A 24,916-nucleotide genomic window follows, 5' to 3' on the forward strand; every position below is an offset into this window, starting at 1 on the left:
TGCCGCCGCCTCGGCGGCACGGTCCGGACTACCGGACGGGGGGCCGCAGACACGGCGCCTCGGCCGCCGCGTCGACGGGTCCGGCACCCGTGGCCGCCACCCGGTCCGCCAGTTCCCCGGCCCAGCCGGTCAGCCCGTCGACATCGATCCCGTACGGCCGGGCCGGGGCGAACTCCGCGAGCGCCGCCGTGCCGCGCCGCAACAGCCGGGAACCGCCCGTCGCGTTGCCCCGGGCCGCGTGGGTCAGCCCCACCGCCAGCTGCGCGAGCCCCCGCCACAGCTCCCGCTCCGCCGCCGGGCCCGACTTCCAGGCGTCCTCGAACACCTCGTGCGCATGGAACGGCATCCCCGCGTCCAGCAGCCGCTGCGCCTCCCGCACGGTCTCCTCGGGGGTACGGACCACCCCCTCCGGCTGCCGCCCGACGCCCGGGGCCCCGTACGGAAGGGGCCGCCCCAGCCCGTCACGCGGGCGCGCGTTGCGTGCCCTGCCCTCGGTGTCACGGTCCCTGCGCGTCTCGTCCACTCCACGATTGTGCCCCGCACCTGCGCCGAACTGTGCGAACCACTGTCCGTGGAGCACTGAACACGACTAGTGTCGAAAGTCATCCGCACCACCCTGGGGAGGGTAGGCATGAAGCCGTCCCGGCCGCTGTACGAGCGCGAACCGGAACTCGCCACCGCCGCACAGGCCGTGGACGCCCTTTGCGGCGCCCAGGCCGTCGGAGGGCTGCTGATCTTCAGCGGCGAGGCAGGCATCGGCAAGACAGCACTGCTCGGCGAGATCCGGACGATCGCCGCCGACCGCTGCACGGTCTGGTCCGCACGGGGCGGCGAAACGGTCACGTCCGTGCCGTTCCACGTCGTACGCCAACTGCTGCAACCGGCACTCGACCGGTTCCCGCCCGACGAGGTGCGGGCCCTGTTCGGATCCTGGTACGAGATCGCCGCGCCGGCCCTCGGACTGGCCGAACCGACCGGACCGCAGCCGGACCCGCAAGGGGTGCGCGACGGCCTCGACTTCGTCGTGGCCCGGCTGGCGTCCCGGCTGAGCCACCGCCCGCTGCTGCTCATCATCGACGACGCGCACTGGGCGGACGGCGAATCCCTCGCCTGGCTCGCCTCGTTCACCGCCCGCCTCGGTGAACTCCCCGTCCTGGTCGTCCAGGCCCACCGCCCGGAGGAACTGGCCGCACGCCAGAAGGAGAGCGGACCGGGCAGCGCCCACCCGTCCCAGGTGCGGGTCGCCCTGCGCGCGCTCACCCCGGACGCCACGGCGGAGCTGGTCCGCGCGGCCCTCGGCGAGCACGCCGACGACCCGTTCTGCCGCGAGGTGTGGGCCGTCACCGGTGGCAACCCCTACGAGGCTGTCGAGCTCGTCGCCAAGGTCCAGGACCGCGAACTGGTGCCGCTGGAGGAGTCGGCCGGGCTGCTGCGCGAACTCGGCGCATCGGCACGCGGCAGCGGGCTCGTCGCCCGGCTCGAACGGCTCGGCACCAACGCCAACCGGTTCGCCTGGGCCGCCGCCGTCCTAGGCACGGACATCTCCCAGGACCTCGCCGCGACCCTGGCCGGAATGAGCCCGGCCGAGGCCGCCGACTGCACCGCACGGCTGCGCGAGGCCCGCATCGTCACCGGCTTCGACCCGCTGGAGTTCGTCCACCCGCTCATCGCGAGCGCGGTCTACCGGTCCATCCCGCCGGCCACCCGCACCGCGATGCACGGCCGGGCCGCCTGGGCGATCACCCGGGCCGGGCTCGGCCCCGCCGCGGCCTCCCGGCACCTGCTCGAAGTCCACCCGGACGACGACCAGGAACTCGTCGAACAACTCCGCGAAGCGGCCAAGCAGCACCTCGCCGTCGGCGCCCCGGAAGCCGCCCGCCGCTGCCTCGAACGCGCCCTCCAGGAACCACCGCGCCAGCGCGTGAAAGCCACCCTGCTCTACGAACTGGGCTGCGCCACACTGCTCAGCTCCCCGGCCACCACCGTCCAGCACCTGCGTGCCGCCCTCGACATGCCCGGACTCGACGACGACCAGCGGGTCGACGCCACCTACCGGCTCGCGGCCGCGCATTCGCACAACAACCAGCTCAAGGAAGCGGCCGGCTCCCTCGCCGCGGAGGCGGCGCGCACCGCACCCGGCCCCGGCCTGATGCGCCTCCAGGCCGCCCACTTCCTCTGGGAGGGCATGCAGGCCAGCGAGGAGGACGGTCCGGGCCGCTCGGGCCGGCTCGCCCGCAACGCCGACCATCTGCACGGCCGCGACAACGCCGAACGCGCCCTGCTCACGCTCCGCGCCTTCGACGCCATGCTGCGCGGCGAGAACTCCCAGCTCGTCGTCGACCTCTGCGAACGCGCCCTGGTCGACGGCCACCCCGCTCGCGGACTCGGCTGGACCGACACGGAGTGGGGCTTCGAACTGCCGACCCTCGTCGGCATCACCTACGCCTTCACCGACCAGCTCGACCGGGCCGAGCAGCTCTTCGGCGAGGCCGTCCGCGCCTTCGAGATCTCCGGCTGGAGCGGCGCGCACCTCGCGTTCGCGCACACCCTGCTGGGGCTGGTGCACCGCCGTCGCGGCAGGCTGGCCGAGGCCGAGGGCTTCCTGCGCGAGGGACTGCGCCTGGCCGACCGCGTCGGCAGCGGACTCCCGGTCCACTGGGACGCGGCCTGCCTGCTCATCGACACCCTGGTCGCCCGAGGCCGGGTCACCGAGGCCCGCGAGATCGCCGACCGCTACGCCTTCGGCGCGCCCTACCCCAGCGCGATGGTGCTGCCCGACGGCCCGTGCGTACGTGGCCGGCTGCTGCTGGCCGAAGGCCGTACGAAGGAGGCGATCGCCGAACTCGAAGCGGCCGGTCAGGCACTCGAACCGCGCGGCAGGTTCAACGGCGTCTGGGCTCCCTGGGCGGGCGACCTCGCCCGCGCCCTGGCCGAGGAGGACCCGGCCCGCGCCGCCCAACTCGCCGCCACGGCCCGGACGCACGCCGAACGCTTCGGTACGGACACCGCGATCGGTGAGGCCCTGCGCTGTGTCTCCCTCTTCGCCGCTCCCGAGGACGCCACCCACCTGCTGGCCGAGTCGGTCCGTCACCTGGAGGCGTCCCCGTCCGCGTACGAACACGCGCTGGCCCTCGTCGACTACGGCATCGCGATCCGCTCACCGCGCGAACTCGCCCGAGCCCACAAACTGGCCACCGCCTGCGGCGCGGAATCCCTGGCGAACCACGCCCACCAGGCACGGGCGTCGATCCGGGCCTCGGAGTGAGGTAATGTTTGTCCTGCGAGGCCGCCCGGTGACACCGGGGGGAAGCGCATCGGGACGTGGCGCAGCTTGGTAGCGCACTTGACTGGGGGTCAAGGGGTCGCAGGTTCAAATCCTGTCGTCCCGACTCGTGAGAGTCGCAGGCAAGAGGTCGTATCGGAATTCTCCGACACGGCCTCTTGGTCGTTTCCGGGGGCGGGGAGAATGCGCCGTCGTCGTGACGTCGGCGCACAAGCCCTGTTCCCGTCCGCTGAGTTGTCGGGGTCCGGCGCACCGCTCGTGGGTGCGGTGCGCGGAGGCCCGGCTCAGGCGAACAGCTTGCCCAGGAACGCGTCGAGGTTGGTCCTGGTCCGTTCCACCTGCTCCTCCAGCGTCAGGCTCTCCTTGAAGCGGCCGCCGGATGCCGGGATCTTCTTGCCCCGGACATACAGCGAGCAGGCGAGGTCGGTGCAGATGTACAGGCCGACCGAGTTGCCCTCGCGCCCGGCCGTGCCGGTCTTGCGGGCGGTCATCAGCGAGACCCCGTTCCCCGGGTGCGTGGTGAGGCACAGGGAGCACATGCTCCGGTGGAGGAAGCCACGCTGCTGGGAGGGGAAGCGGAGGGTCACGCCGACGAGTTCACCGGCGCGTTCGGTGACGATGTAGCTGCGTCCAGGGGCGGAGAGATCCCGCCACCCCAGGAAGTCCAGATCGTCCCAGGGCAGCTCGTCGAGATCGCGGGGCAGCGGCAGCCGCTTGGCCTCCCCCTTGGAGCAGTTGATGAACGATGTGCGGATGTCCTGCTCAGTCACGGCCTTCATGCGGGGGACGCTAACCCTGCCTACGAAGCCTAGGCAAATGGTTAATGGGGCAAGGTTATGCGCCGTCGGCGATCATCAGCCGGTGCGCGGGCGGGTGCTCGATCGGGAGGTCCGGCCGCCAGGCCGCCAGCACCTGGGCGGAGGGCGCGAACAACGGTCCCGGGAGGGCGTCGAGGCCGGTCCACTGCCAGGTGCTGATCAGATGGGGCTCGGTCACCCGCGGGCTCGCCGAGGTGACCGTCACCGCGGCGCCCATCGAGACCCGGTTGATGCCTCCGACCACGTCGTGGACCATGGCGAAGACCCGTACGCTTCCCGCGTCGGCCTCCAGCCCGGTCTCCTCGCGCAGCTCGCGTACGGCGGCCTCGGCGATGGACTCATGGGTGGGGTCGACCTTGCCTCCGGGCAGTTCCCACGTCCCGCCGCGGTGCCGGCCGAGGAGGATCCGTCCCTGAGCGTCCTGGACGACGACGCCCACGCCGAGCGCCGCCTGGGCCTGTGGCGGACGGGTGTTGCGGGAAGAGGTGTCCGGGGGCGGGGTGTGCATGGTGCTCCCTGGGGGTGCGCGGGCGGGGGAGTACCCAGGGCGCGGGCCCGGCACTCCGGTCGTACCCGGCAGCCTACGAGAGGCCCGTGCGGCCGTGCTCCGCGCGGGTCGCCCGCCGGTCGCGCGGTCCGGGAGGTCAGACGGTCAGCCGCAGCGAGGTCGCGGAGACGGCGAGCCGCACCGTCTGGCCCCAGGTCAGTTCCAGCGCGTCGCTCTCCATTCCGTCGCCGAAGACCACCAGCCGGTCGGATTCGGCGGTGAGCCGCAGCCCCTGCCCGCTCGCCAGCTCGCCCGCGACCAGCGAGGTGCCGGTCGCGGGGGACGGCCAGGCCTCCCGGACGAACCAGAGGAGGCGGGGATCGGTGGGTGCCGGGAGCGGGAGCCCGCTGCGGCGTTCCTGCCACAGCGAGCGGATCCAGCCGGTGGCGCCGGTGCCGGTGCCGACCAGGACGCCGGAGGACGCCTGGGCTTCGGCGGCGGCCCCGGGAACGTCCGGACCGAGCCGGTAGCGGGCGGTCTGGTGGCCGGGCGGGCCGAGGTAGATCTCGTTGAGCGCGAGGAGGCGCTGGGTGTCGTCGGCCACCGCCTCGACCATGGTGAGCTCGTCCGCCGCGCAGCCGGGGGACGCGGCCGCCCGGAGCAGGGCGGCCGCGTCCCGGGCGCGATGGCGGACGAGGATGCCCGGATTGCGCCCGGGGTCGGTGTCGATGCCCACGACGGGCTGGCCGGAGAGGTACTTGGCGGTGTTGGCGACCAGACCGTCCTGCCCGACGACGACCACCACGTCCTCCGGGCCGAACAGGAAACGGTCGAGGTCCGCGCGCTCCACCCGGGACTGGCGCCACTGGAGCGGTACGGCCGCCGCCACGTCGGCGAGCGCCTGCCGGGTCCGCCCGTGCCGCCGGGCCACCTCGTCGATGGAGCGGCCCCGGCTGGACAGGAAGAACGCGGCCTGCCCGTGTGTGCCGTGCCGGGCCAGCAACTCCTCGTACTCGGTGGTGCGGTGGACCAGTACCGCGCGCGGGGCGAGGCTCATGCCCGGGGCTCCGGGCCGGGGGCGCCGAGCTTGCTGAGCAGGCCGGTGAGCACGTCGGGGGAGAGGGTGAGGCTGTCGATGCGCGGCAGGTTCTCCGCGAGCCGGGTCGCCGCCAGCGCGTGCAGGGTCGAGGCGTCCACCTCGCCGTGCACCCGCAGCCAGGCCGCCTGGGACTCGGCCCGCGCGGCCCCGACCTCGCGGGCGGCCTCGGCCTCGGCACGGGCCAGCCGCACCGTGCGTGCCGCCTCGGCCTCGGCGCGCACCCCGTCGGCGGCCGCGTGCTCCTCGGCCTCGCGGCGGGTGTTGGTGCCGCGCTGCTCGACCAACTGCTCCTCCCTGCGGGCCAGTTCGATCTGGCTGGCGAGTTCGTTCTCGGCGATGGCCCGTTCCCGCTCCACGGCCACGGCACGGCGTTCGTAGGTGGCCCGGTCGGCCTCCTGCTGGATCTGCTCACGGGCGGGGGTGCGCAGGGCCCGTTCCACCTCGGCCTCGGGGCGGATGGCGACCACCCGCACCGCGACCACGTCGATCCCGGTGGCGGGCAGCCGGGGTTCGGCGGCGAGCCCCGCGGCGACCCGCTCGCGCACCGAGGCGACACCGTCGACGAGCGCCTCGGCCAGTGCCGTCCTGGCCAGTACGTCGAGGGTGTGCTGCTGGGCGGTCTCGGTCAGCAGGGTGGCGATCTGCTCCAGCGGCGCGCCGCGCCAGTCCCCGGTGTCCGGGTCGATGGAGAAGTCCAGCCGGGCGGCGGCCTCGGCCGGGTCGCTGATCCGGTACGTCACGGTCGCCTGCACGGTGACGTCCTGGAAGTCGGACGTGCGGGCGTGGAAGGCCATCGCCAGCTCCCGGTCGTTCACCGGGACCTCCGAGAGCGCGGCGCTCAGGGAGCGGTACCAGAAGCTCAGCCCCGGTCCGTCGTGGGCGAGCCGGCCGCGCTTGTGGTGGCGGATGTGCGCGGTGGGCGCGGAGCGCAGATGGCGCCAGCCGAAGCGCCTCGTGATGTCGGCCATGTCGGACCCCCTTGTTCTCGTCGCTGAGACGATAAAGGGAAACACTGTTTATCGTCAAGAGGACGAGAAAGGGGGGATGTGCGTGGCCGCCCGCGGCCGGGTCCGGATACGACCGCGGGCGGCCGGCGACTCCCGGGGGAGTCACCGGCCGCCCGGATCGGTGCGCCGCCCCCGTCCCCACGGTGCGGCGCTCGGTGGGTCGTCGCCATCCGCTCGGACGGCGGCCCACGTCTGTCGGGACTAGGGCGCGGGCGCGTCCAGTCCGAGTGCGGGAAGGACCGCGTTCTCCACGAAGCGCGTGAGATACGACTCGTCCGCGTACGTCCCCTCCAGCATCGGCCGGACGCGCACCACGCCCAGGAGCTGGGCGGAGACGAACTCCGCCGCCGGGTTGTCCGCCGGGATCTCGCCGCGCTCCGCGCCGCGCCGCACCATGGCGTCGATCGCCGCCACTCCGGGCACGATCAGCGCCTCGCGCAGCGCGCACAGCAGCTCGGGGCTCTGGAGCGCGGCATGGCTGAGCGCGTGCATCAGCGGGGTGTCGCGCCCCGAGCCCTCGCCGATCGCCCGCGCCGCCTCGCGCAGGTCCCCCGCGAGCGTGCCGGTGTCGATGTGGGGAAGCAGCGCCTGCCGGGTGCCGTGGAGCGCGGCCACCACCAGTTCGGGCTTGGAGCCCCACTGCCGGTAGAGCGTGGACTTGCCGCAGCGGGTCCGGGAGGCGACCCCCTCCATGGTCAGCGCCTCGTAGCCGGACTCCCTCAGCATGTCGAGCACGGCCTCGTAGAACTCCTGCGCCCGCTCCGGGGTGATCTTCGAACGGCGTGGCGTGTGTGCCGTTTCCGGTGCGACGTCCTGCGGCGGCATGTCTCTTCCCTCTCGGCGAATCTGCGACGAGGTCCTTCGATACGCCAGTGTACCGATACGCGCGTGTACCGATACGTTCGCGTATCGGTACACTGGCGTATCGATACGGCATGGACGGGCCATGCCGCCGTAACACCGCTTCGTCAGCAAAGGGGCACCGGGTGATGTACGCCGGTACCGAGCCGTCGGACCGGGCGCCGGACGGTTCCGCCCGGCCGCCCCTCGTCCGCGAGCTGCTTCTGGTCGTGGGACTCTTCGTGATCTACAAGCTCGGCCGGCAGGCCGCGAACGGTCATGTCGACGAGGCGTACCGCAACGCCGGGCGCGTCTGGGACTTCGAGCGCTCCGCGCACCTGCCCGGCGAGGGCGCGGTGCAGAGCCTGCTGCTGCACGACGAGACGCTGATCCACCTCGCGAACACCTACTACGCGACCGTGCACTTCCCGGCCACGCTGCTGTTCCTCGGCTGGCTCTACTGGCGGCGCCCGCGCCACTACGTCTGGTCGCGCCGCGTCCTCGCCGCACTGACCGGCGCCGCGCTCGCCCTCCACCTGCTCTTCCCGCTCGCCCCGCCGCGGCTGCTCTCCGCCGCCGGACTGGTCGACACCGGCCAGGTGTACGGGCCGACCGTCTACGGGGCGACGCCGTCGACCGACTCGATGGCGAACCAGTTCGCCGCGATGCCCTCGCTGCACTTCGGCTGGTCGGTGATGGTCGCCGTGGGGCTGATCGTCGCGACCCGGACGCGTCTGCGCTGGCTCTGGCTGCTGCATCCGCTCATCACCCTGCTGGTGATAGTCGGCACGGCCAACCACTACTGGCTCGACTCGATCGTGGTCTCCGCGCTGCTCGCGGTGGCCTTCGCGGCCCTGCGACTGCCGCGCACCGAGCCGGTGAGCCCCCCGCTCCCGTGGCCGTCCGCCTCGGGCGGACCCCTGCCGACACCGTCCGTGCCCGAGCCCGCCGTCGCGGCCGCCTGCCCCGCGCCCCCGTACGCCTCGACCGGAGCGCGGCGATGAACGCCACCGCGATGGCCGTCGCGCTGTCCCTGGTCTCCGCCGCCGCCTACGCGTCGGCCGCCGTGGCACAGGCCCGGCTCGCCGGGCGCACCGAACCGGGCACCGGGGTGCTGCGGCTGCTCGGCCGCGGCGCCTGGTGGTCGGCGGTCGCGCTGAACGCCGCAGGCGCGCTGCTCCACGTCGCGGCCCTCAAGTACGGCCCGCTCACCCTCGTCCAGCCGCTCGGCGCCCTCACCCTGGTCGCCGCCGTCCCGCTGGGGGCCCGCGCCGCGGGGCGCCGGGTCACCCGGACCGAATGGCGCGGCACGATCCTCACCCTGCTCGGCCTCGGCGCCCTGCTGCTGACCGCGGGCGGCAGCGCCCCGCGCGAGACGCTCAGCCTGCCCGAGGCCCTGGCCGTCGGGGCCGGGACCATGGCGGTCGTCGCCGGGCTGAGCAGGCCCGGAGCGCGCCCCGGACTGCGGCACGCCGCCGAGTCCGGCATCACGTCCGGCGTCGCCTCCGCACTCACCCAGACCCTGACCGTGTCGGTCACCGACCACACGGGCCCGCTGCTCAGCTGGCGTCTGGTGGTCGTCGCGCTGCTGGTCTCCGCGTTCGCGACGGGCGGGCTGCTGCTCTCCCAGACCGCGTACCGGGGCGGCCTGGGCGCACCGCTGGCGGTCGTCACGCTCGCCAACCCGGTGGCGGCGGCGGCCATCGGCCTCGCGCTGCTCGGTGAACGCCTCCAGGGCGGGACGGCCAGTCTGCTCCTGGCCCTGCTCGGAACGGTGGCCGCGGTGCGCGGGGTGATTCTGCTCAGCCGCGCCCAGGCACGGACCGGGGCCCTCGGTGACGGGGCCGCGGCGGTCCCGGAGCCGGCGGGCGCGGCGCCGTCGCGGGTGGTGACCGGGAGCCCGGGGCCGAGGAGCGGCCCGGTGCTGCGGGCCGAACCCGGCCGGGCGCCGGTGGCCGGGCCGTAACGGGAAGCACCGGGCGCCCGGGGGCGGACGGCGGGCCGGGCCTCAGCCGGAGGCCGGGCCCGGCTCCCGCTCCCCGTCCAGCGCCCGGGTCAGCCAGCCGATCCAGAAGTTCTCCAGATCGATGCCGCCCCGCAGGACCAGATGGCGCAGCCGGTCCTCCTCGGAGTTCCGGCCGGGTGGGAAGTCCCGCTCCTCGATCTCCAGGTACTCGGCCAGCTGACGGCGGTGCAGCCCCAGATGACGGCGGAGCTCCTCGTCCAGACCGGGCGCCCCGACGACCGCCGCCGCCCGCATCCGCAGCAGCAGCGGATCCCTGATCTGCTTGGGGTCCTCCGGGCGGGCCACCCAGGCGGCGAGCGCCTCGCGTCCGGCCGGCAGCACCTCGTACTCCTTCTTCTGCCCGCGGGCAGGTTGCGCCGACGGCAGTGCGCGGATCTGCCCGGCCTGCTCCAGCTTCCCCAGCTCCCGGTAGATCTGCTGGTGCGTGGCGGACCAGAAGTAGCCGATCGAGCGGTCGAACCTGCGGGTCAGCTCCAGCCCCGACGACGGTTTCTCCAGCAGGGCGGTGAGAATCGCATGGGGCAGTGACATGGGGTGCATCCTAGGGACGGTCGGCTACGGCCCGGTGGCGCAGGGGGCCGCCCCGCGCCGCCGGGCCCGTACGTCAGAGCGAGACCGCGAGCTCCGTTCCCTGGCGGATCGCCCGCTTGGCGTCCAGCTCGGCCGCCACGTCGGCGCCGCCGACGAGATGGGCCGTCCGCCCGGCGGCGAGCAGCTCCTCGTACAGCTCGCGGCGGGGCTCCTGGCCCGCGCAGAGCACGATCGTGTCGACGGGCAGCAGGTGCTGTTCGCCGTCGACGGTGAGGTGCAGGCCGTCGTCGTCGATCCGGTCGTACGCGGCGCCCGCGATCGTCGTGACGCCCCGGTGCCGCAGCTCGGTGCGGTGGATCCAGCCGGTCGTCCTCCCCAGGCCCGCGCCGACCTTGCCGCTCCTGCGCTGGATCAGATGGACGGTCCGGGGGGCCTTCGGGCGCTTTGGGGCACGGAGCCCGCCGCGGTCGCGGTAGTCGGTGTCGACGCCCCACTGCCGGAAGAACACCTCGGGGTCGCGGCTCGCCGCGTCGCCCGTGTCGGTGAGGAACTCGGCGACGTCGAAGCCGATCCCGCCCGCGCCGATGATCGCGACCCGTTCGCCGACCGGCGCCCCGTCGCGCAGGACGTCGAGGTAGCCGACCACGCTGGGGTGGTCCTGGCCCGGGATCCCGGGGGAGCGCGGGGTGACGCCGGTGGCGAGGACGACCTCGTCGAAACCGTCGAGCGCACCGGCCGTGACCCGGGTGCCGAGCCGCAGTCCGACCTTCTCCTCCCGGAGCCGGGTGCGGAAGTAGCGCAGCGTCTCGTCGAACTCCTCCTTGCCGGGGACCCTGCGCGCCACGTTCAGCTGGCCGCCTATCTCCTCGGCCGCGTCGAACAGGGTCACCTCGTGCCCGCGCCCGGACGCCGAGACGGCGCACGCGAGACCGGCGGGCCCGGCGCCGACGACCGCCACCCGCTTCACGGTGCGGGTCGGCGACAGGGTGAGTTCGGTCTCGTGGCAGGCGCGCGGATTGACCAGGCAGGAGGTGACCTTGCCGCTGAAGACGTGGTCCAGACAGGCCTGGTTGCAGCCGATGCAGGTGTTGATCGCGTCGGCGCGGCCCCCGGCCGCCTTGGCGACGAAGTCGGGGTCGGCGAGGAACGGGCGGGCCATCGACACCATGTCCGCCCGGCCCGAGGCGAGGATCTCCTCGGCGACCTCGGGGGTGTTGATGCGGTTGCTCGTCACCAGCGGCACGGAGACGGCTCCCCGCAGCTTCCCGGTGACCCAGGTGTAGGCGCCGCGCGGCACCGAGGTGGCGATGGTGGGGATACGGGCCTCGTGCCAGCCGATCCCCGTGTTGATGATCGTCGCGCCGGCCGCCTCGACCGCGCGGGCGAGCCGCACCACCTCCTCCAGCGAGGAGCCGCCCGGCACCAGGTCCAGCATCGACAGCCGGTAGATCAGGATGAAGTCCGGGCCGACCCGCTCACGGACCCGGCGCACGATCTCGACCGGGAACCGGATGCGGTTCTCGTACGAGCCGCCCCAGCGGTCGGTGCGGTGATTGGTGGCGGCGGCGATGAACTCATTGATCAGATAGCCCTCGGAGCCCATGATCTCGACCCCGTCGTACCCGGCGCGCCGCGCGAGCGCGGCCGCCCGGACGAAGTCCTCGATGGTCTCCTCGACCTCGTCGTCGGTGAGGGCGTGCGGGGTGAAGGCGCTGATCGGCGCCTGGATCGCGCTCGGTGCCACCAGATCGGGGTGGTGCGCGTAGCGGCCGAAATGCAGGATCTGCATGGCGATCCGGCCGCCCGCCGCGTGGACGGCCTCGGTGACCAGGGCGTGCTGCCCGGCCTCCGCCTCGGTGGTCATCTTGGCGCCGCCGGGCAGGGAGCAGGCGCGGACGTTGGGCGCGATGCCGCCGGTCACCATCAGGCCGACGCCGCCCCGGGCACGCTCCGCGTAGAAGGCGGCCATCCGCTCGAAGCCGCGCTCCACCTCTTCGAGGCCGATGTGCATCGAGCCCATCAGCACACGGTTGGGAAGCGTGGTGAAGCCCAGGTCGAGCGGGCTCAGCAGATGCGGGTACGGGCTCATGCGGCGGCTCCTCGCGCAGTGTCGGTTGCGCCAGTTGTAGACCACCGGAACACCCTTGTGCAACAAGTTGCATAATGGCGTGGGTCTCAGTGCCGGACACGGCGCCGTCCCCCGGACGGCGTAGCACCGGGCCCCGTCGGCGCCCCGGGCCACGGAGAGTGGAACCGGTGGCATCCGCCCGGCACGGGACAGGTGCCGCCCGCTCGTGCCGCCCGCCCCCGAACCCCTGCGGAGACACCCATGGCCTGCCTCGACCGGCGTGACCTCGGCCTGCTCGTCCTGCGCGTCGGCACCGGCGCGGTACTGGCCGCGCACGGCGCCCAGAAACTGGCAGGGTGGTTCGGCGGCGGGGGAATCGAGGGAACCACCGCCGCGATGGAGGCGATGGGCTTCCACCCCCCGAAGCACAGCGCGGTCGCCGCCGGGCTCGGTGAGGCGGGCGGCGGAGTGCTGCTGGCCCTCGGCCTCGCCACCCCGGCGGCCGGTGCGGCCGCGGCCGGGGCGATGGCGGGCGCCGTGGCGGTCCACGCGCCCGCCGGATTCTTCGCGCAGGGCGGCGGCTACGAGTACCCGGCCTTCCTCGGCTTCACCGCCGCGGCGATCGGCCTGACCGGGCCGGGCCGCTACTCGGTCGACCATGCCACCCGGCATCTCTTCGACCAGCCGTGGACGGTCGCCCTGGCCTTCGCGGGCAGTGCCGTCGCGGCGGCCGCGGTGGTCGGCAGGCGCGCCAGGGGGCGCGTCGCGGTCGACCCCGACGCGACCTGACCGCCCGGCGCGACACGGACCGGGCGGCACTCCCGGGAGGGCGCCGCCCGGTTCGGCGACGTTACTTCCGGAAGGTCAGCGACGCGGCCGGGGAGGCGTTCCCGTACGCGTCCACGGCGACCACCCGCGCCACGTACCGGCCGCCTCGGACCGCGCCCGGCACCGGGATGTCCAGGACGTTCGGGCGGGGCACGAAGGTGAAGTCCGAGAGGACCCTGGACGAGACGACCGGGGCACCGGTGGCGGCGTCGGTGATGGCCACGTCGTAGTGGTGGACCATCTGGTCGTCCTCGGCCTGCGCGATCCGCAGCGCCGTGCCGCCCTCGGCGTCACGCACCCGGGACAGCGGCTTCCGGGTGGTGAACCTCGGCGCCACGGTGTTGCGCGCGGTGTCCGTGTAGCGGAAGTTCTCCTTGATCCGACGGCTCGTGGACCCCTTCAGGCGGACGGTCCAGGTGGACCCGGCGAGGGTGCCCGCGCTGGCGTAGGGCGGCTGCCAGTTCGCCGACCACTGGCCCCCGGTGTAGATGTCGTGTGGGTCCGCGGCCATGTTCACCCGTGCGATCTCCGTGCGGTCCTTGTAGACCTCGACGAAGAGCGCCTGCGCGGTGGGCGTCTCGAAGCGGTCGGCGAGGCCCTTCTCGGTGACCATCTGGTAGCCGTGGTCGACCTCGACGTACGACATCGAGCCGTCGTTGACCGAGGTGAAGTCCCGCTGGTGGATCGAGCGGTCGTCGTTGATGTTCAGGTGCGAGTGGCCGGAGAAGAGGATGGCCTGCGGGAAGGCGCTCAGGTCCTGGGCGAGCCCGGGGTTGGAGGCCTGCTGGCCGTCCATCGTCGTGCCCGTGGTGGGCCGGTGGCCCTGGACCAGGACCGGCTTGCCCCGGTAGGCCCGGTCGGAGGTGATCGCGGCGAGCCGCTTCTTGAGCCAGGTGCGCTGGGCGGTGTCGGCGTCGTAGGTCTCGGTGTTGACCGTGAGGACGTGCAGGCCCTTCACATCGGACTCGTAGTAGCCGCCGCCCGAGTCGGGGAACCAGGCCCGGGGGTAACCGGCCCGTATCGCCGCGAGGCTCGCGTCGTGGTTGCCGTTGGAGATCAGCAACTGGGTGCCGGTCATGCCCTTGCGGGCCAGTTCCTTCTGGAAGATCTCGGAGACGATCCGGTGGTCCGGGCCCTTGCCGTCGCCGTTGTCGTTGATCATGTCGCCGTTGGACAGGATCGCGTCGGGGCGGGGGAAGACCGACCCGATGGTGTCGAAGAAGCTCTCGTACTTCTTGTCGGCGGTCGCGTGGCTGCCGACATGGACATCGGACATGACGACGAGCCGGGCGAGCGGCTTCTCCCGCGTCCTGATCAGATAGCCGCGGGCGACCGGGACGCTGCTCCGGTCGCCCCGGAAGGCCGCCGCGGTGACATTGGTGTCCTTCTTGATCCGCAGCGGACGGCCGGGGGAGTAGGCGCGGCTGTCGCGGGTCGGGGTCGTCCCGTCCAGCGTGTAGCGGACGGTGGTTCCGCGTTCGGCCCGGAACGTCAGCTCGACCGCGTGCTCGTAGCGGCCGCCCGGCACGCTGACGCCGGGGGCGGACGGGGTGCGGGAGGTGGGGGAGTCGGCCTGCGCGGCGGCCGGGGCGACCAGCGCGACGGAGGTCGCGGCGATCACGAGAGGGGTGAGTCTCACGGGGGTCCCTGTTCTCCGGCCGGGAAGTCCCTGCGGACTTCCCGGCCCTGGTTGTGTAACGGCTGGATAACCGGTCTGAACCAGAGACGCTAGGGGGCGCGTGCCAGGCCGTGGTGCGGCCCGGTCGACTTCCTGGTGAATCGATCATGAACGTATCGGGGGAGGCCGGGGCGGCGCTTCCCGGACGGGGCCGGGCGGCCCCGTCCGGGTGGCTCAGGCCGACGGCCTCCAGCGGCCGTGCCGCGCCGCCGCGACCAGCTCCGGCACCGTGCCGAACTTGACCCGGGGGCGTCCGCCGGCGCGGCCGCGCGCCAGCTCGGCCCGGTCGATGGCGGCCAGCCCCCTGGCGTCGACGACATGGCGGCCACGGCTCCGGACCAGGCGCTGGAACGCCTTGGGCGCGGATTCCGGAGTGGGCAGGGCGCCCGCGACGGCGTCCTCCAGGAGCGTGCCGACCGTCTCGGCCGCGCAGGCGCGGTTGGCCCCGATGCCGCCGGAGGGCCCGCGCTTGATCCAGCCGACGACATACGTCCCCGGCAGTCCCGTCACCCGCCCGCCCCGGTGCGGGACGGTGCCGGTCGCCTCGTCGAAGGGCAGCCCCGCGACGGGAAGGCCGCGGTAGCCGACCGCCCGCAGCAGTGTGCCGGCCGGAATCTCCGTCTCGCCGCCGTCGCCGGTCACCCGCACGGCCCGCACGGCGTCGTCGCCGAGCACCCGGAGGGGGGCCGAGTGGAACCGGAAGACGATGCGCCGCCCCGCCGCCGGTGGACGCGACCAGTCCACCCTCTCGCGTGCCAGGCCCCGGAGCAGGGCGGCCTTCGCGTCCGGCGCCGCGCCGTCGACCGTCGCGCCGGTGCGCGGGTCGTGGTCGTCGACGAGCAGGTCCACGCCAGGCAGATGCTTGAGCGCGAGCAGTTCGGAGCCGGTGTACGCCGCGTGCTCCGGGCCGCGCCGGCCGAGCAGGACCACCTCGCGCACCTTCGAGGCGCGCAGGGCCGCGAGCGCGTGATCCGCGATGTCCGTCCCGGCCAGGGCCGCCGGGTCCGCGACCAGGATGCGGGCGACGTCGAGCGCGACATTGCCGTTTCCGGCCACCACCACCCGCTCCGCGGACAGGTCGACGGCGTCGGCTGCGACCTCGGGATGGGCGTTGTACCAGGCGACGAACGAGGTCGCCGAGATGCTTCCCGGCAGGTCCTCGCCGGGGATGCCGACGCGGCGGTCGGTGGAGGCGCCCACCGCGTAGATCACCGCGTCGTGGTGGGCGGCGAGCTCCGCCGCGGTGATGTCCTTGCCGATCTCGACTCCCAGGTGCATCCGTACCCGGGGGTGGGTGTGGAAGCGCGCGAAGGCCTCGCCCACCTTCTTGGTCGCCGGGTGGTCGGGCGCCACGCCGTACCGGACGAGGCCGCCCGCCACCGGCAGCCGGTCGACCAGGGTCACCTCGGCGTTGGTGTGCAGCAGCAGGTCCTCGGCGGCGTACATCCCGGCCGGGCCCGTACCGACCACCGCGACGCGGATCGGCGCGAAGTCGGAGGGGAGGCCGCGCTCGAAGGAGGGGGCGCTCCACCGGTGGAAGTTCGGTCCCGTGACGACCGGTTCGGGCTCCTGGCCGGCGAAGTACGCGGCGTTGATCGCGGCGTACTCCCGCTGACCGGCCGGCAGAGCGTCCACCGGGAAGACGGCGTCGACCGGGCAGGCATCGGCGCAGGCGCCGCAGTCGATGCAGGACCTCGGGTCGACGTACAGCATCTCCGTGCTGCCGAACGCCCGCTCCTGCGGTGTCGGATGGATGCAGTTGACGGGGCAGACGGCGACACAGGTGGCGTCGTTGCAGCAGGTCTGGGTGATGGCGTAGGTCATCTCGTCAGCTCGGGTCGGCTCGGCGCGGATCAGATCAGGTGGGCGCGCTTGTAGAGGGCCAGCGCGGGCCGGGTGAGGAGGCGGGCCGAGGCCAGGAACTCCATCAGGCCCGAACAGCTGGACCGCATCAGGGACTTGTGGTGCTCGTTCGCGGCGGCCTCGGCGAGCGCCCGCCGGGGGTCGAGCCCCGCGTTGGCGTAGACCTGCCGGTTCACCATGCTGGTGACGATGAAGTAGGACGCGACGGCGATCACGAAGGCATTGATCCGGCGGCGCAGCGGGCCCGCGTCCCGGAGCCGCTTGCGGGTCTCGTCGCGGGCGAACTTCATGTGCCGCGATTCCTCGACCACATGAATGTTGTTGATGGTGCGTACGAAGGGGGCGACCCGCTCGTCCCGCATCCAGTCCCGCTGCATGACGTCGAGCACCTCCTCGGCGACCAGGATCGCCGCGTACGCCGCCTCGCCGAAGGCCAGGGTCTTGAACGCCCTGCCCAGCTCGACCACCGCGCGGCGCGGCCGGTAGGCGGGGGCGCCCAGCTTCGCCGCCCCGCGGGCGAACATGATGGAGTGCCGGCACTCGTCGGCTATCTCCGTGAGGGCCCACTGGAACCGCGGATCGGTGGCGTCCGTCGTGTAGATGTCGCGCAGCACCATCTGCTGCAGGATCATCTCGAACCAGATGCCGGTGCTGGCCACCGAGGCGGCCTCCTGACGTGTCAGCTCCTTGCGCTGTGCGTCGGTCAGCTCGTTCCAGTACGCCGTGCCGTAGAGCGTGCTCCACTCCGGGCTCGCGCCGTGGAAGTCCTTGTCCAGCGGGGTGTCCCAGTCCACCTCGGTGACCGGGTCGTACGACAGCTTCGCCGACGATTCGAGCAGGCGCCGGGCGACGTCGTGGTCGTCGCCCCGGTCCCGGTCCTGCGGCCGAACGGTGCTGCTTGCCATGGTGCGGCTCCTCGATTCGACAGATCGACCCGGCGCCGGCCGGCCGCGATCCCCGTGCTGCCCGCTCGGCGGGATCCCTGGCTGACGAGCGCCTCCATCGCTTGTTAGACGTCACGTCTAGCAAGCTGTTAGACGGAACGTATAGCAAGAGTGCTGTGCGGGCCTAGCCCTCGTGGCGAATCGGCTCGATTGATCTCCGGTCCGCGCGCCGGGACCGCCGTGCTGTACTGGTTCCCCACCCGCCCCGTCCAACCCGCTTCTACCGGAGGCCCCGTGGCCCGGCTCCAGATCCGTTCCGGCGTCAACCCCGACGACCCCGAAGCACCCGTGGTGACCCTGCGCGTCGACCCGGACGGCCCGCCGGGGGAGCGCGCCCTCGCCCGGCTCGGTGACTACTGCTACGAGGGCGACGGCGTCCTGTTCCTGTCGCAGACCGACGGCTGGGCAGAGCACACCTTCGACGGCGCCCGGCTGACGGTCCGCGTCGCCGTGTTCCCGACCGCGCTGGGGCAGATCGGCGCGGACCCCGGGGAGTTCCCCGGCCGCTCGGCGGCCGACCCGGCAGCGGTGCTGGTCCTGAGCGCGGAGACGGAGGCGGACCCGGAGCTGTACGCGCGGGCGGCGCCCGCGACCGCCGTCTTCACCGGGGGCCCGGACCGCGCGCCGGACGCCGAGGAGGGGTGGCCGGTCCTCCTGGGGCCCCCTCCCGGGATGTGAGAGGGGGGGGCGGGGCCGCCGCCCGCCCGCGCCCCCGGCCGCCAGACCTCGTGCGGGAGGGGCCGGGGCCACGGGCGGCCCCGGCCCCTCGCGCGTGCCCGCCGCTCAGCTCCGCTTCAGCTCACGGGCCGTGTTCTCCCACTCGTCGAACATGGCCAGGCTCGTGAACATGGCCCGGAGGGAGGCACCGATCTTCCGGCTCGGCCTGCGCAGCCGACGGCTGGTCATGCCGAGCATCTCGATCACGGGCTCGATCTCCTGCACGTCGGCCGCCGACTTCCGTACGTCCAGGGCCATCCCGATGACCTGGTCGAGCAGTTCGTCCACCTCGTCGGGCCACTCGTCGCGAGGGGTGGCCCCCGCCCACTGAAGGAACGCGGTCAGGGCGTCCGCGGTGATCCCCATCCGTTCGACGAAGCGCCCCGAGGCCCCCTCCAGGTCGTCGGCCGGGCCCTCGATGGCCTTGGCGAAGCGGTTGAGCACGGCCAGCCGGGCGCTCATCGGGGTGCCCGGCAGACCGGCCCTGACCATGTCCTCGTTGACCAACTCGCCCATCGCGGCGAGGTCCAGGAGCGCCGCGTCCACCTCGGCCATGTCGTCCACGATCGCCTCCATCGCGGTCTCGGCGGCGGCCACCCGGTCCCAGAGCCCGGGATCGTCCTCCTCCACCGAGGACGGGGCCGGGGCGCGGGACGGGGCCGGGTCCTCGCCGCCGGGCGCGCCGGGCAGCGGCCCACGCGCGGCCGGAAGCAGCGGCCCGCCCCCGGGGAACCCGTCCCCGGGAAGCCCCTCCGAGAGGGTGGCCATCAGCGCCTGCCGTGCCTCGGCCGAGCCGAGCGGCAGCGCCGGGTACTCGATGGCCGGGAGCACGGCCGCCGCGAACGGCGCGGCGCCGGCCTCGCGCAGGTGCACGGTGCGCCGTCCCGTGGAGTGCCGGACACCGAGCCCGTAGACGACCTCCGGGCCGACGCGGGTGAGGTCGGCGACGACGAGGTCGTCGTCGATGAGGTGGCGGATCGAGCGGTCGGACAACGGGCCCGCGCCGGACTCGTATTCGGCCCGGACGAGGGTCATGCCGAGCCGTTCGCAGACGGGTCGCACGACCTCCTCGTAGAAGACGGTGGAGCGCTGTTCGATCTCGTGGGCCGGGGCGTCGGCGGCACCGGCGTCGCCGTTCGGGCCGATCGCGAAGCAGATGGGCATGGTGAAGTCCTCCAGGGGTTGTTCGATGTGCGGGGACACCGACGGTGTACGGGGATACCGAGGGCGCACCGGGCCGGAGCCGTCCAGGCCCGGTGCGGCCGCGTCAGTCGAAGAGCGTCAGGGCCACGCCGTCCGCGATGTCGTCGGCGTAGACGGGCCTCTCGTCGATGCCCAGGGCCCGCATCAGGTTGGCGGTGGCGATCCGGTGGCGGTGGCCGACCCGGACCGTCTCGCACGGGAAGGTCCCGTTGCCGACCATCCGGTACGCGGTGCTCATGCACATCCCGAAGGCGCGCGCCGCCGTTCTGAGGTTCACGCTCACCGGAAGGTCGAAGATCTCGCGGAAGGTCAGGGGCGTCTGGTCGCGCTTGCTCATCCGAGCCTCCCCGGGCCGCGCAGGGACAGGGTTCCGACCCGGCGTCCGCGCCGGAGGCGGCGGGTGTCGCCGACGGTGTCGGCCAGGCCCCACTCCCGGGCCAGCGCCCCGACCCGTACGCCTTCGGCCCGGTCGGCCGGAACGGTGATCCGCAGGGGCGCGGCGAGACCCGCCGGCCGTTCGGCACGTTCGAACTCCACCTGCCAGCGGCCGCCGGTCTCCCGGCGCGCCCCGGCGACCGCGTCGATGTCCTCCACCGCCGTCTCGGCACGGGCGCGGCGCGCCGTGTTCCACGCCCGGGTGCACGCGGAGCGCAGCAGCACGGACCCGGGCTCGGCGGTCTCCGGACCCATCGTGCGCAGGGCTTCGAGGCAGGCCGTGACCAGCTCGGCCTCGACGTCCTCGCGGGGGGTGCCGAACCGCTCCGAGATCCGGAACACGGTGCGGCGCAGTCCGGGCAGGGCCAGCCACACCGCGCAGAGCGGCCAGCCGGACCGGTCCGTATCGGCCCGCGCCAGCGCGACGGCCTGCCGCCACAGCGAGGTCCGCAGGGCGGGGGCCGCCGAGCGGTCGTACAGGATGGGGCGCGCCCCGGCCGGGGTGAGCGGGGCCCCCGCCGTGCCGGAGCCGTCGTCGAGCCGCAGCCCGGGTGCCGGTGCCCGGCGCGTGAACTCCCGCTCGATGGAGTCGAACAGTCCGGGGCCGAAGGGTGATGCCATGGTCGTCCTCCTGATCAGTCGGTCTGCTGGAAGTGGTTCCTGCTGCGCCACTCGGCGAGGCTGCGCTCCGCGAGGGCGTTGCCGGGCATGGCGTCGCCGCCGCGCTGGATCAGCAGGAGCAGGCGCAGGACGCCGTGCTCCCGGGAATCGACGAGCCGGGCGAACAGCTCCTCCACGGCCCGGTCCGGCGGTGCCGCCTCGTCCGGGCCGCGGCACCAGGCGAGCAGCGCGTCCCTCATCGAGGGGAACGAAGCGGCCTCGTTGAGCGACCTCCGGACCAGCTCCACGATGTCCGGGGCCGTCGTCGGACCGGCGAGCAGCCGGTCGCCGAACCAGGCGCGGTCGAGGTCGACCAGGACGGGGAAGGTGAGGGCGGCCACCAGGCCCGCGGTGTCCTCCGTCCGTGCCCAGTCGGCCAGGTGGTGGGTGATCGTCTCCCGGGTGTCCGGATCCCCCGCCGCGAAGCGCTGCATCAGCGTCTCCGCGACGGCCAGGGCCACCGAGGTGTCCTCGGGGCCGTCGCCTCCCCTGTTCGCCACATCGCGCAGCAACGTCAGCGCGGTTATCGCCCCGACCCCGCCCGGATCGGAGCGGCAGGCGTACGCGACGGCGGTGCGCAGCACCGTCTCGGGCGCCTCGCTCCACTCCTGGAGCAGGCCGCCGACCCGGTGGGCGACCCGGGGGTCGAGGGCCGCCGCGCCCAGCGACCGGGCCGCGACCTCGAAGGCCGTGCGGCCGGGGGAGAGGGCGAGCTCCCGGACGAGTCCGAACGTGCGTCCTCCGGTGCGCACGGCCATCCCCGCCACCGCCCGGCCGGCCCGCCCGATCTCCTCCGGGGCGGTACCGGCCCGGCCCAGCCAGTGGTGCAGCAGCGGCAGCAGACCGATGTGCTCGCGGCACACCACGTCCCACACGGCTTCCCCGGTCTCCGGCCAGAAGAACGCGACGGTGCCCGCCTCGTCGCCGCCGTCGCCGGGTACGCGGCGCGCGCCGATGCCGCGCAGGATGTCCCCGAGGGGGCGTTGCCGGACGAGGCCGAACTCCTGGCCGCCCAGCGGCTGTTGCGATCCGTGATCGGCGGACCCGGGATCCGGGCCGGGACCCGGCGGGGCCGCCAGGTCCGCGGCCCGGTCGACGACGGTGCCGCGGTCCAGCCCTCCGTGGACGCAGACGGAGAACAGGTGGCTCAGCAGCTCCGGGTCGTGTTCCGCCCGGCCCAGGAGCTCCTGGGCCTCCGCCAGGGCGAGGCCGGACATCACCTCGTCGCGGCGGACCCGGTCCCCGGTGCCGGACCGGCACACGGCCTCCGCCGCCCGCGCCGCGTAGCCGGGCGGCAGCCCCGGGGGCAGCAGCGCGGGCAGGAGGCCCGGTTCGAGCGACTCCAGCAGCCGGGTACGGTCGCGCGGATCGGGGCGGATGTCCGCGACATGGGCGGCGAAGACCTCGGCCGGGCCGGGCGGACGGTGGCGTACGACCTGGGCGCCGAAGTCCCGCTCCAGGGACCGGGTCAGGCCCGGCACCTCCGGAACCACGATGACCAGGCGCGCCTCCGCGTCCAGCAGGGCCGCTTCCAGATTGGCCAGGTCCCAGGGCCTGAGCGCGAACGGATCGCCCGGCTCCATGACCAGGTAGCCGTCCACCCCGCGCGGCCGGGGGCGCCAGCGCGTCAGGTCCACCGCACCGTCGATCTGCACGAGCGCGGGGGCCGCGCGCTCGTGGGCCAGCAGGTTGAGCGCCAGTGTCAGCCGTCCCGTCCCCGGCTCTCCCACGAGGAAGAGGATGCTCGATTCGAGCGCGGCGAGTCCGGCCTCGAAGGCCGGCGGGCGGACGAAGCGGCGCCGGGCGAGTCCGAAGTCCGCCGCCCGGACGGGCCCCTGACGCACCGGCGCCGCGGGGCCGTCGGCCGTCCCCGGGAGGCCGGAGACGTTCCGCTGGTCGCCCTGGACCACACCGGTGTTGACCGTGCCGTGCGGCGCCAGCACCACCATCCCCTCGTTCCGGTCCAGTTCGGACAGGACGGTCCGCAGCGCACCGTCGACGGAGCCGGTGTCAGCGCTCATCGTCGGCTCCCCGGACGCGGTCCCCGGCGGCCGCGCTGTCGGTGACGTGCTGTCCGCCGTGGACGAGACCGGTGTTGATGATGCCCCGGGGCGCGTTGAGCGCGGTGTACGTCCGTGCGGGCGCCGGCGGCTCCGCGCCGGTGGCCCCGGTGCGCCGCAGCGAGCGCAGCAGACGGTTGAGCCGGTCGAGCTCCTCGGGGGCGGGCGTGTATCCCGCGCCGAGCAGCGCGTCGAGGACCGCGTCCTCGCCGTGGGCGTCCCGCTCCGGCTCACGGGCCGGGCCGGGCAGCGGGTGGACGATGCCGAAGTCCGCGGGCACCTCGGCCCGCCGCGCACGGGCGGCGCCGCCCGCGTTCCTGTCGTGTTCTCGCATGGCTCCTCCGGGAGTGGGCCGGCCGGGCCGAAAGGCCGCCGGGGTTTTCCTTGGCGATTCGAGAATTCCGTGGCGCCGGATCGGTCACCGCTCCCGCAGTGCGGATGGGATATGTCGGCCGTCACATTCCGAACATTCGAACTTTCGGATGCGAACGCGCGCCCCGAAGTCGGGGGCGAGTGGATTGTTCGGTAAATAAAGTCCGGAATGTCATGGGTAATCCGGGGTGAAAAGAAGGGGGTGTTCATGCGCGGGGGCGGAATCGACGATCCGGCGAAAAGGGGAATTATTCGTTCCGCTCCGGAGTGGCGCGGGCGTCGTCTAGCGTGATCGCATGAGCGAACTGATTCGTATGTCGCCGGCGCGGGTGCTGCGTGATCTCGTCCCGGAACCGGCATGGCAGGGCCTGACGGACTTCCCCCGGTGGTCGCGTCCGGCAGGCACCGTCCTCTTACGCCAGGGGGAGTCCGGAAATTGTGTACTCGCGCTGATCAGTGGCGTCGTGAAGGTGGTACGCGGAGATCTGGAAGGCAGGGACAGGCTGCTCGCCTTCCGGGGGCCGGGGGAGGTGCTGGGGGAAGTGGCGGTGCAGGACGGCGGAGGGCGGCTCGCCCACGTCCTGACCGTTAGCAGGTGTGAAGTCTCGGTGATCCCCGCGGCTGCGTTCCAGGACTTCGTCGAACGCCACGCCCTGGCACCTCAGCTGGCCCGCCACGCACACAGCCGACTGCGCGAGCAGACCGAGGCGTGCGAGGGCGACATCGACCGGCGGCTCGCGGCGGCACTCCTCCATCTGACCGAGATCTCCGGAGCACGCTCCCTTTCTCTCACCAGAGTGGAGTTGGCGCAGCATCTCGGGGTCGGCCGGAATTCCATCACCGAGGCGCTGGAACGGTTCGGATCCCACCGGGTGCGGTTCGGAAGGACACGCATCGAAGTGCTCGACGCGCCGTATCTGCGCCGCCTGGCCGACCGCCGGGCCGCCGCCTGACCCGAACCGTGGCGTGGATCACCGGTCCTGCGCACCGAGGGAGCGGAAGACACCCCGGTGCCCTGTGACGCTCACAGGGCGCCGAGAAGACGCACCACACCGTTCCCGTCCGGCCGGCCGCGCCACCGGACGGGAACGCACAGAGGAGTGACGATGCAGGAACAGGAAAGCGCACTGCCCCGGGCCACCGCCGCCCCCTACACCCGCAGCCGCCCGCTGCCCCCGACCCGGGGGATCATCGCCGTGGACGCCAAGGACTTCACCGGCCTCCCCGCCATCGAGCACGAGGTCGTCAGCCGCACCGTGCCCGATCTGATCAGGACCTCGCTGGACCGGGCGGGACTGGCCGAGCTGTGGAACGACCGCCGGTTCCCCGCCTCCACCGGCGACGGATACGTCCTCGGATTCGACCCCTCGCTGATGCCCTTCGTCATCCACCCCTGGCTCTTCACCCTCCAGGAGGTGCTGACCGAGTTCAACGTCCACGCGCTCGGAGCCCTGCCGATCAGGCTCCGCGTCAGCCTGCACATCGGCCCCCTGCCGGACACCGGCGACGCGTTCGGCGGCAACGGGACGGCCCGCAACGACACCCACCGCCTGCTCGACTCCCGCCCGGTCAAGGCCGTGCTGGCCTCGTCCAGGGAGAACGTCACCCACGTGGCGGCCATCCTCTCGGACCGCTGCTACCAGGACGCGGTCGCCGGCGGGTACACGGGACGCCATCCGGACCACTTCATCGAGGTACCGGCGACGGTCGAGGGCAAGCGGTTCGCGCAGCGCGCCTGGATCCACGTGCCGCTGCCCTCCGGCCGGGCGCACGCCCCGCACACGCCCGACGACACCCCCTCCGGGGGCCGGGACACGGACGGTGCCCCGGAAGCAGACGGACCGCGCGACCCGTCCGCGGGCATCCGGGTGACGAACAGGGCCCCGAACGGAAACATCAACAACGGTACGGTGCACGGCGGTCAGCGGGTGACGGTCACCCGGCGCCGCACCGGCGCCTGACACCCGCACCCTCCGCGGGCGGACCACCGGCCGCCG

The 24,916-nt window shown here is 73.5% G+C and carries 23 protein-coding genes and 1 tRNA gene; 8 read left to right on the top strand and 16 right to left on the bottom strand.

Going from position 1 to position 24,916, the window contains the following annotated elements; genetic code table 11:
- Positions 1-28: 28 nt before the first annotated feature.
- Entirely contained in the window at positions 29-523 is a 495-nt protein-coding gene (locus ACFVFH_RS32355; RefSeq protein ID WP_383775382.1) for a DUF309 domain-containing protein, read from the bottom strand.
- A 108-nt stretch (positions 524-631) separates the two neighbouring features.
- Between ACFVFH_RS32355 and ACFVFH_RS32360 the strand changes: the two genes are divergently transcribed.
- Together ACFVFH_RS32360 and ACFVFH_RS32365 are read left to right on the top strand one after the other, a co-directional pair.
- Positions 632-3,265, top strand: a complete 2,634-nt coding sequence (locus ACFVFH_RS32360; RefSeq protein WP_383775384.1) for an ATP-binding protein — start codon at positions 632-634, stop codon at positions 3,263-3,265.
- A 50-nt stretch (positions 3,266-3,315) separates the two neighbouring features.
- Positions 3,316-3,389 (top strand) — tRNA-Pro (locus ACFVFH_RS32365).
- 178 nt (positions 3,390-3,567) lie between these two features.
- On the opposite strand, the gene ACFVFH_RS32370 is transcribed toward ACFVFH_RS32365, so the two are convergent.
- The 5 genes from ACFVFH_RS32370 to ACFVFH_RS32390 form a co-directional block, all read right to left on the bottom strand.
- Complete coding sequence (locus ACFVFH_RS32370) at positions 3,568-4,062, bottom strand: FBP domain-containing protein (RefSeq protein WP_383775386.1); 495 nt, start codon at positions 4,060-4,062, stop codon at positions 3,568-3,570.
- A 55-nt stretch (positions 4,063-4,117) separates the two neighbouring features.
- Positions 4,118-4,609 carry an NUDIX hydrolase gene (locus tag ACFVFH_RS32375; protein WP_383775389.1) on the bottom strand — a complete coding sequence of 164 codons (492 nt, stop codon included), beginning with the start codon at positions 4,607-4,609 and terminating at the stop codon, positions 4,118-4,120.
- 136 nt (positions 4,610-4,745) lie between these two features.
- On the bottom strand, positions 4,746-5,645 hold the full coding sequence (locus ACFVFH_RS32380; protein WP_383775391.1) for a hypothetical protein: 900 nt from the start codon (positions 5,643-5,645) through the stop codon (positions 4,746-4,748).
- A complete protein-coding gene (locus tag ACFVFH_RS32385; protein WP_383775393.1) occupies positions 5,642-6,655 on the bottom strand; it encodes an SPFH domain-containing protein in 1,014 nt (337 codons plus the stop codon). The genes ACFVFH_RS32380 and ACFVFH_RS32385 overlap by 4 nt, the downstream gene beginning before the upstream one ends.
- 240 nt (positions 6,656-6,895) lie before the next feature.
- Positions 6,896-7,519, bottom strand: a complete 624-nt coding sequence (locus ACFVFH_RS32390) for a TetR/AcrR family transcriptional regulator (protein ID WP_383775396.1) — start codon at positions 7,517-7,519, stop codon at positions 6,896-6,898.
- A 164-nt stretch (positions 7,520-7,683) separates the two neighbouring features.
- Between ACFVFH_RS32390 and ACFVFH_RS32395 the strand changes: the two genes are divergently transcribed.
- Positions 7,684-8,538 carry a phosphatase PAP2 family protein gene (locus ACFVFH_RS32395; RefSeq protein ID WP_383775398.1) on the top strand — a complete coding sequence of 285 codons (855 nt, stop codon included), beginning with the start codon at positions 7,684-7,686 and terminating at the stop codon, positions 8,536-8,538.
- A complete protein-coding gene (locus ACFVFH_RS32400; RefSeq protein ID WP_383775400.1) occupies positions 8,535-9,500 on the top strand; it encodes a hypothetical protein in 966 nt (321 codons plus the stop codon). Before ACFVFH_RS32395 ends, ACFVFH_RS32400 begins: the two co-directional genes overlap by 4 nt.
- Before the next feature lie 42 nt (positions 9,501-9,542).
- Here the strand turns inward: ACFVFH_RS32400 and ACFVFH_RS32405 are convergent, their stop codons facing one another.
- Both ACFVFH_RS32405 and ACFVFH_RS32410 read right to left on the bottom strand, forming a co-directional pair.
- Positions 9,543-10,091, bottom strand: a complete 549-nt coding sequence (locus ACFVFH_RS32405; protein ID WP_383775403.1) for a PadR family transcriptional regulator — start codon at positions 10,089-10,091, stop codon at positions 9,543-9,545.
- Between the two features lie 73 nt (positions 10,092-10,164).
- Entirely contained in the window at positions 10,165-12,180 is a 2,016-nt protein-coding gene (locus ACFVFH_RS32410; RefSeq protein WP_383775406.1) for an FAD-dependent oxidoreductase, read from the bottom strand.
- 240 nt (positions 12,181-12,420) lie between these two features.
- Between ACFVFH_RS32410 and ACFVFH_RS32415 the strand changes: the two genes are divergently transcribed.
- Positions 12,421-12,948, top strand: coding sequence for a DoxX family protein (locus tag ACFVFH_RS32415; protein WP_383775408.1), 528 nt, complete (start codon positions 12,421-12,423; stop codon positions 12,946-12,948).
- 61 nt (positions 12,949-13,009) lie between these two features.
- Here ACFVFH_RS32415 and ACFVFH_RS32420 read toward each other — a convergent pair whose 3' ends face one another.
- The 3 genes from ACFVFH_RS32420 to ACFVFH_RS32430 form a co-directional block, all read right to left on the bottom strand.
- Positions 13,010-14,626 carry a chitobiase/beta-hexosaminidase C-terminal domain-containing protein gene (locus ACFVFH_RS32420; protein ID WP_383775410.1) on the bottom strand — a complete coding sequence of 539 codons (1,617 nt, stop codon included), beginning with the start codon at positions 14,624-14,626 and terminating at the stop codon, positions 13,010-13,012.
- Between the two features lie 213 nt (positions 14,627-14,839).
- On the bottom strand, positions 14,840-16,489 hold the full coding sequence (locus tag ACFVFH_RS32425) for an FAD-dependent oxidoreductase (RefSeq protein ID WP_383775413.1): 1,650 nt from the start codon (positions 16,487-16,489) through the stop codon (positions 14,840-14,842).
- Between the two features lie 29 nt (positions 16,490-16,518).
- Positions 16,519-17,433, bottom strand: coding sequence for a diiron oxygenase (locus ACFVFH_RS32430; RefSeq protein ID WP_383775416.1), 915 nt, complete (start codon positions 17,431-17,433; stop codon positions 16,519-16,521).
- A 273-nt stretch (positions 17,434-17,706) separates the two neighbouring features.
- On the opposite strand from ACFVFH_RS32430, the gene ACFVFH_RS32435 reads away from it, so the two are divergent.
- Positions 17,707-18,150 carry a hypothetical protein gene (locus ACFVFH_RS32435; protein WP_383775419.1) on the top strand — a complete coding sequence of 148 codons (444 nt, stop codon included), beginning with the start codon at positions 17,707-17,709 and terminating at the stop codon, positions 18,148-18,150.
- Positions 18,151-18,255: 105 nt separating this feature from the next.
- Here ACFVFH_RS32435 and ACFVFH_RS32440 read toward each other — a convergent pair whose 3' ends face one another.
- From ACFVFH_RS32440 to ACFVFH_RS32460, 5 genes are all read right to left on the bottom strand, one after another.
- Positions 18,256-19,353 carry a hypothetical protein gene (locus ACFVFH_RS32440; RefSeq protein ID WP_383775422.1) on the bottom strand — a complete coding sequence of 366 codons (1,098 nt, stop codon included), beginning with the start codon at positions 19,351-19,353 and terminating at the stop codon, positions 18,256-18,258.
- 103 nt (positions 19,354-19,456) lie between these two features.
- A complete protein-coding gene (locus ACFVFH_RS32445; RefSeq protein WP_383775425.1) occupies positions 19,457-19,729 on the bottom strand; it encodes a DNA-binding protein in 273 nt (90 codons plus the stop codon).
- Complete coding sequence (locus tag ACFVFH_RS32450) at positions 19,726-20,448, bottom strand: hypothetical protein (RefSeq protein ID WP_383775428.1); 723 nt, start codon at positions 20,446-20,448, stop codon at positions 19,726-19,728. Before ACFVFH_RS32450 ends, ACFVFH_RS32445 begins: the two co-directional genes overlap by 4 nt.
- A gap of 14 nt (positions 20,449-20,462) precedes the next feature.
- Positions 20,463-22,508, bottom strand: coding sequence for a hypothetical protein (locus tag ACFVFH_RS32455; RefSeq protein ID WP_383775431.1), 2,046 nt, complete (start codon positions 22,506-22,508; stop codon positions 20,463-20,465).
- On the bottom strand, positions 22,498-22,881 hold the full coding sequence (locus ACFVFH_RS32460; RefSeq protein WP_383775433.1) for a hypothetical protein: 384 nt from the start codon (positions 22,879-22,881) through the stop codon (positions 22,498-22,500). The genes ACFVFH_RS32455 and ACFVFH_RS32460 overlap by 11 nt, the downstream gene beginning before the upstream one ends.
- Positions 22,882-23,215: 334 nt before the next feature.
- Here ACFVFH_RS32460 and ACFVFH_RS32465 point away from each other — a divergent pair, with 334 nt between their 5' ends.
- Positions 23,216-23,872: a Crp/Fnr family transcriptional regulator gene (locus tag ACFVFH_RS32465; protein WP_383775436.1), complete on the top strand. Its 657-nt coding sequence runs from the start codon at positions 23,216-23,218 to the stop codon at positions 23,870-23,872.
- A 153-nt stretch (positions 23,873-24,025) separates the two neighbouring features.
- The gene (locus tag ACFVFH_RS32470) at positions 24,026-24,880 is read left to right on the top strand and encodes a hypothetical protein (RefSeq protein ID WP_383775439.1); all 855 of its coding nucleotides are present in this window, start codon (positions 24,026-24,028) and stop codon (positions 24,878-24,880) included.
- Positions 24,881-24,916 lie beyond the last annotated feature (36 nt).

Source organism: Streptomyces sp. NPDC057697 (assembly GCF_042799335.1).
Classification (GTDB): domain Bacteria; phylum Actinomycetota; class Actinomycetes; order Streptomycetales; family Streptomycetaceae; genus Streptomyces.

Excerpts from the sequence above, each read along its gene's own strand:
- ACFVFH_RS32470 (WP_383775439.1), top strand. The coding sequence starts at position 24,026 with ATGCAGGAACAGGAAAGCGCACTGCCCCGGGCCACCGCCGCCCCCTAC.
- ACFVFH_RS32450 (WP_383775428.1), bottom strand. The coding sequence starts at position 20,448 with ATGGCATCACCCTTCGGCCCCGGACTGTTCGACTCCATCGAGCGGGAG.
- ACFVFH_RS32375 (WP_383775389.1), bottom strand. The coding sequence starts at position 4,609 with ATGCACACCCCGCCCCCGGACACCTCTTCCCGCAACACCCGTCCGCCA.
- ACFVFH_RS32460 (WP_383775433.1), bottom strand. The coding sequence starts at position 22,881 with ATGCGAGAACACGACAGGAACGCGGGCGGCGCCGCCCGTGCGCGGCGG.
- ACFVFH_RS32445 (WP_383775425.1), bottom strand. The coding sequence starts at position 19,729 with ATGAGCAAGCGCGACCAGACGCCCCTGACCTTCCGCGAGATCTTCGAC.
- ACFVFH_RS32465 (WP_383775436.1), top strand. The coding sequence starts at position 23,216 with ATGAGCGAACTGATTCGTATGTCGCCGGCGCGGGTGCTGCGTGATCTC.
- ACFVFH_RS32395 (WP_383775398.1), top strand. The coding sequence starts at position 7,684 with ATGTACGCCGGTACCGAGCCGTCGGACCGGGCGCCGGACGGTTCCGCC.
- ACFVFH_RS32455 (WP_383775431.1), bottom strand. The coding sequence starts at position 22,508 with ATGAGCGCTGACACCGGCTCCGTCGACGGTGCGCTGCGGACCGTCCTG.
- ACFVFH_RS32430 (WP_383775416.1), bottom strand. The coding sequence starts at position 17,433 with ATGGCAAGCAGCACCGTTCGGCCGCAGGACCGGGACCGGGGCGACGAC.
- ACFVFH_RS32405 (WP_383775403.1), bottom strand. The coding sequence starts at position 10,091 with ATGTCACTGCCCCATGCGATTCTCACCGCCCTGCTGGAGAAACCGTCG.
- ACFVFH_RS32425 (WP_383775413.1), bottom strand. The coding sequence starts at position 16,489 with ATGACCTACGCCATCACCCAGACCTGCTGCAACGACGCCACCTGTGTC.
- ACFVFH_RS32400 (WP_383775400.1), top strand. The coding sequence starts at position 8,535 with ATGAACGCCACCGCGATGGCCGTCGCGCTGTCCCTGGTCTCCGCCGCC.
- ACFVFH_RS32390 (WP_383775396.1), bottom strand. The coding sequence starts at position 7,519 with ATGCCGCCGCAGGACGTCGCACCGGAAACGGCACACACGCCACGCCGT.
- ACFVFH_RS32440 (WP_383775422.1), bottom strand. The coding sequence starts at position 19,353 with ATGCCCATCTGCTTCGCGATCGGCCCGAACGGCGACGCCGGTGCCGCC.
- ACFVFH_RS32380 (WP_383775391.1), bottom strand. The coding sequence starts at position 5,645 with ATGAGCCTCGCCCCGCGCGCGGTACTGGTCCACCGCACCACCGAGTAC.
- ACFVFH_RS32415 (WP_383775408.1), top strand. The coding sequence starts at position 12,421 with ATGGCCTGCCTCGACCGGCGTGACCTCGGCCTGCTCGTCCTGCGCGTC.
- ACFVFH_RS32360 (WP_383775384.1), top strand. The coding sequence starts at position 632 with ATGAAGCCGTCCCGGCCGCTGTACGAGCGCGAACCGGAACTCGCCACC.
- ACFVFH_RS32385 (WP_383775393.1), bottom strand. The coding sequence starts at position 6,655 with ATGGCCGACATCACGAGGCGCTTCGGCTGGCGCCATCTGCGCTCCGCG.
- ACFVFH_RS32410 (WP_383775406.1), bottom strand. The coding sequence starts at position 12,180 with ATGAGCCCGTACCCGCATCTGCTGAGCCCGCTCGACCTGGGCTTCACC.
- ACFVFH_RS32370 (WP_383775386.1), bottom strand. The coding sequence starts at position 4,062 with ATGAAGGCCGTGACTGAGCAGGACATCCGCACATCGTTCATCAACTGC.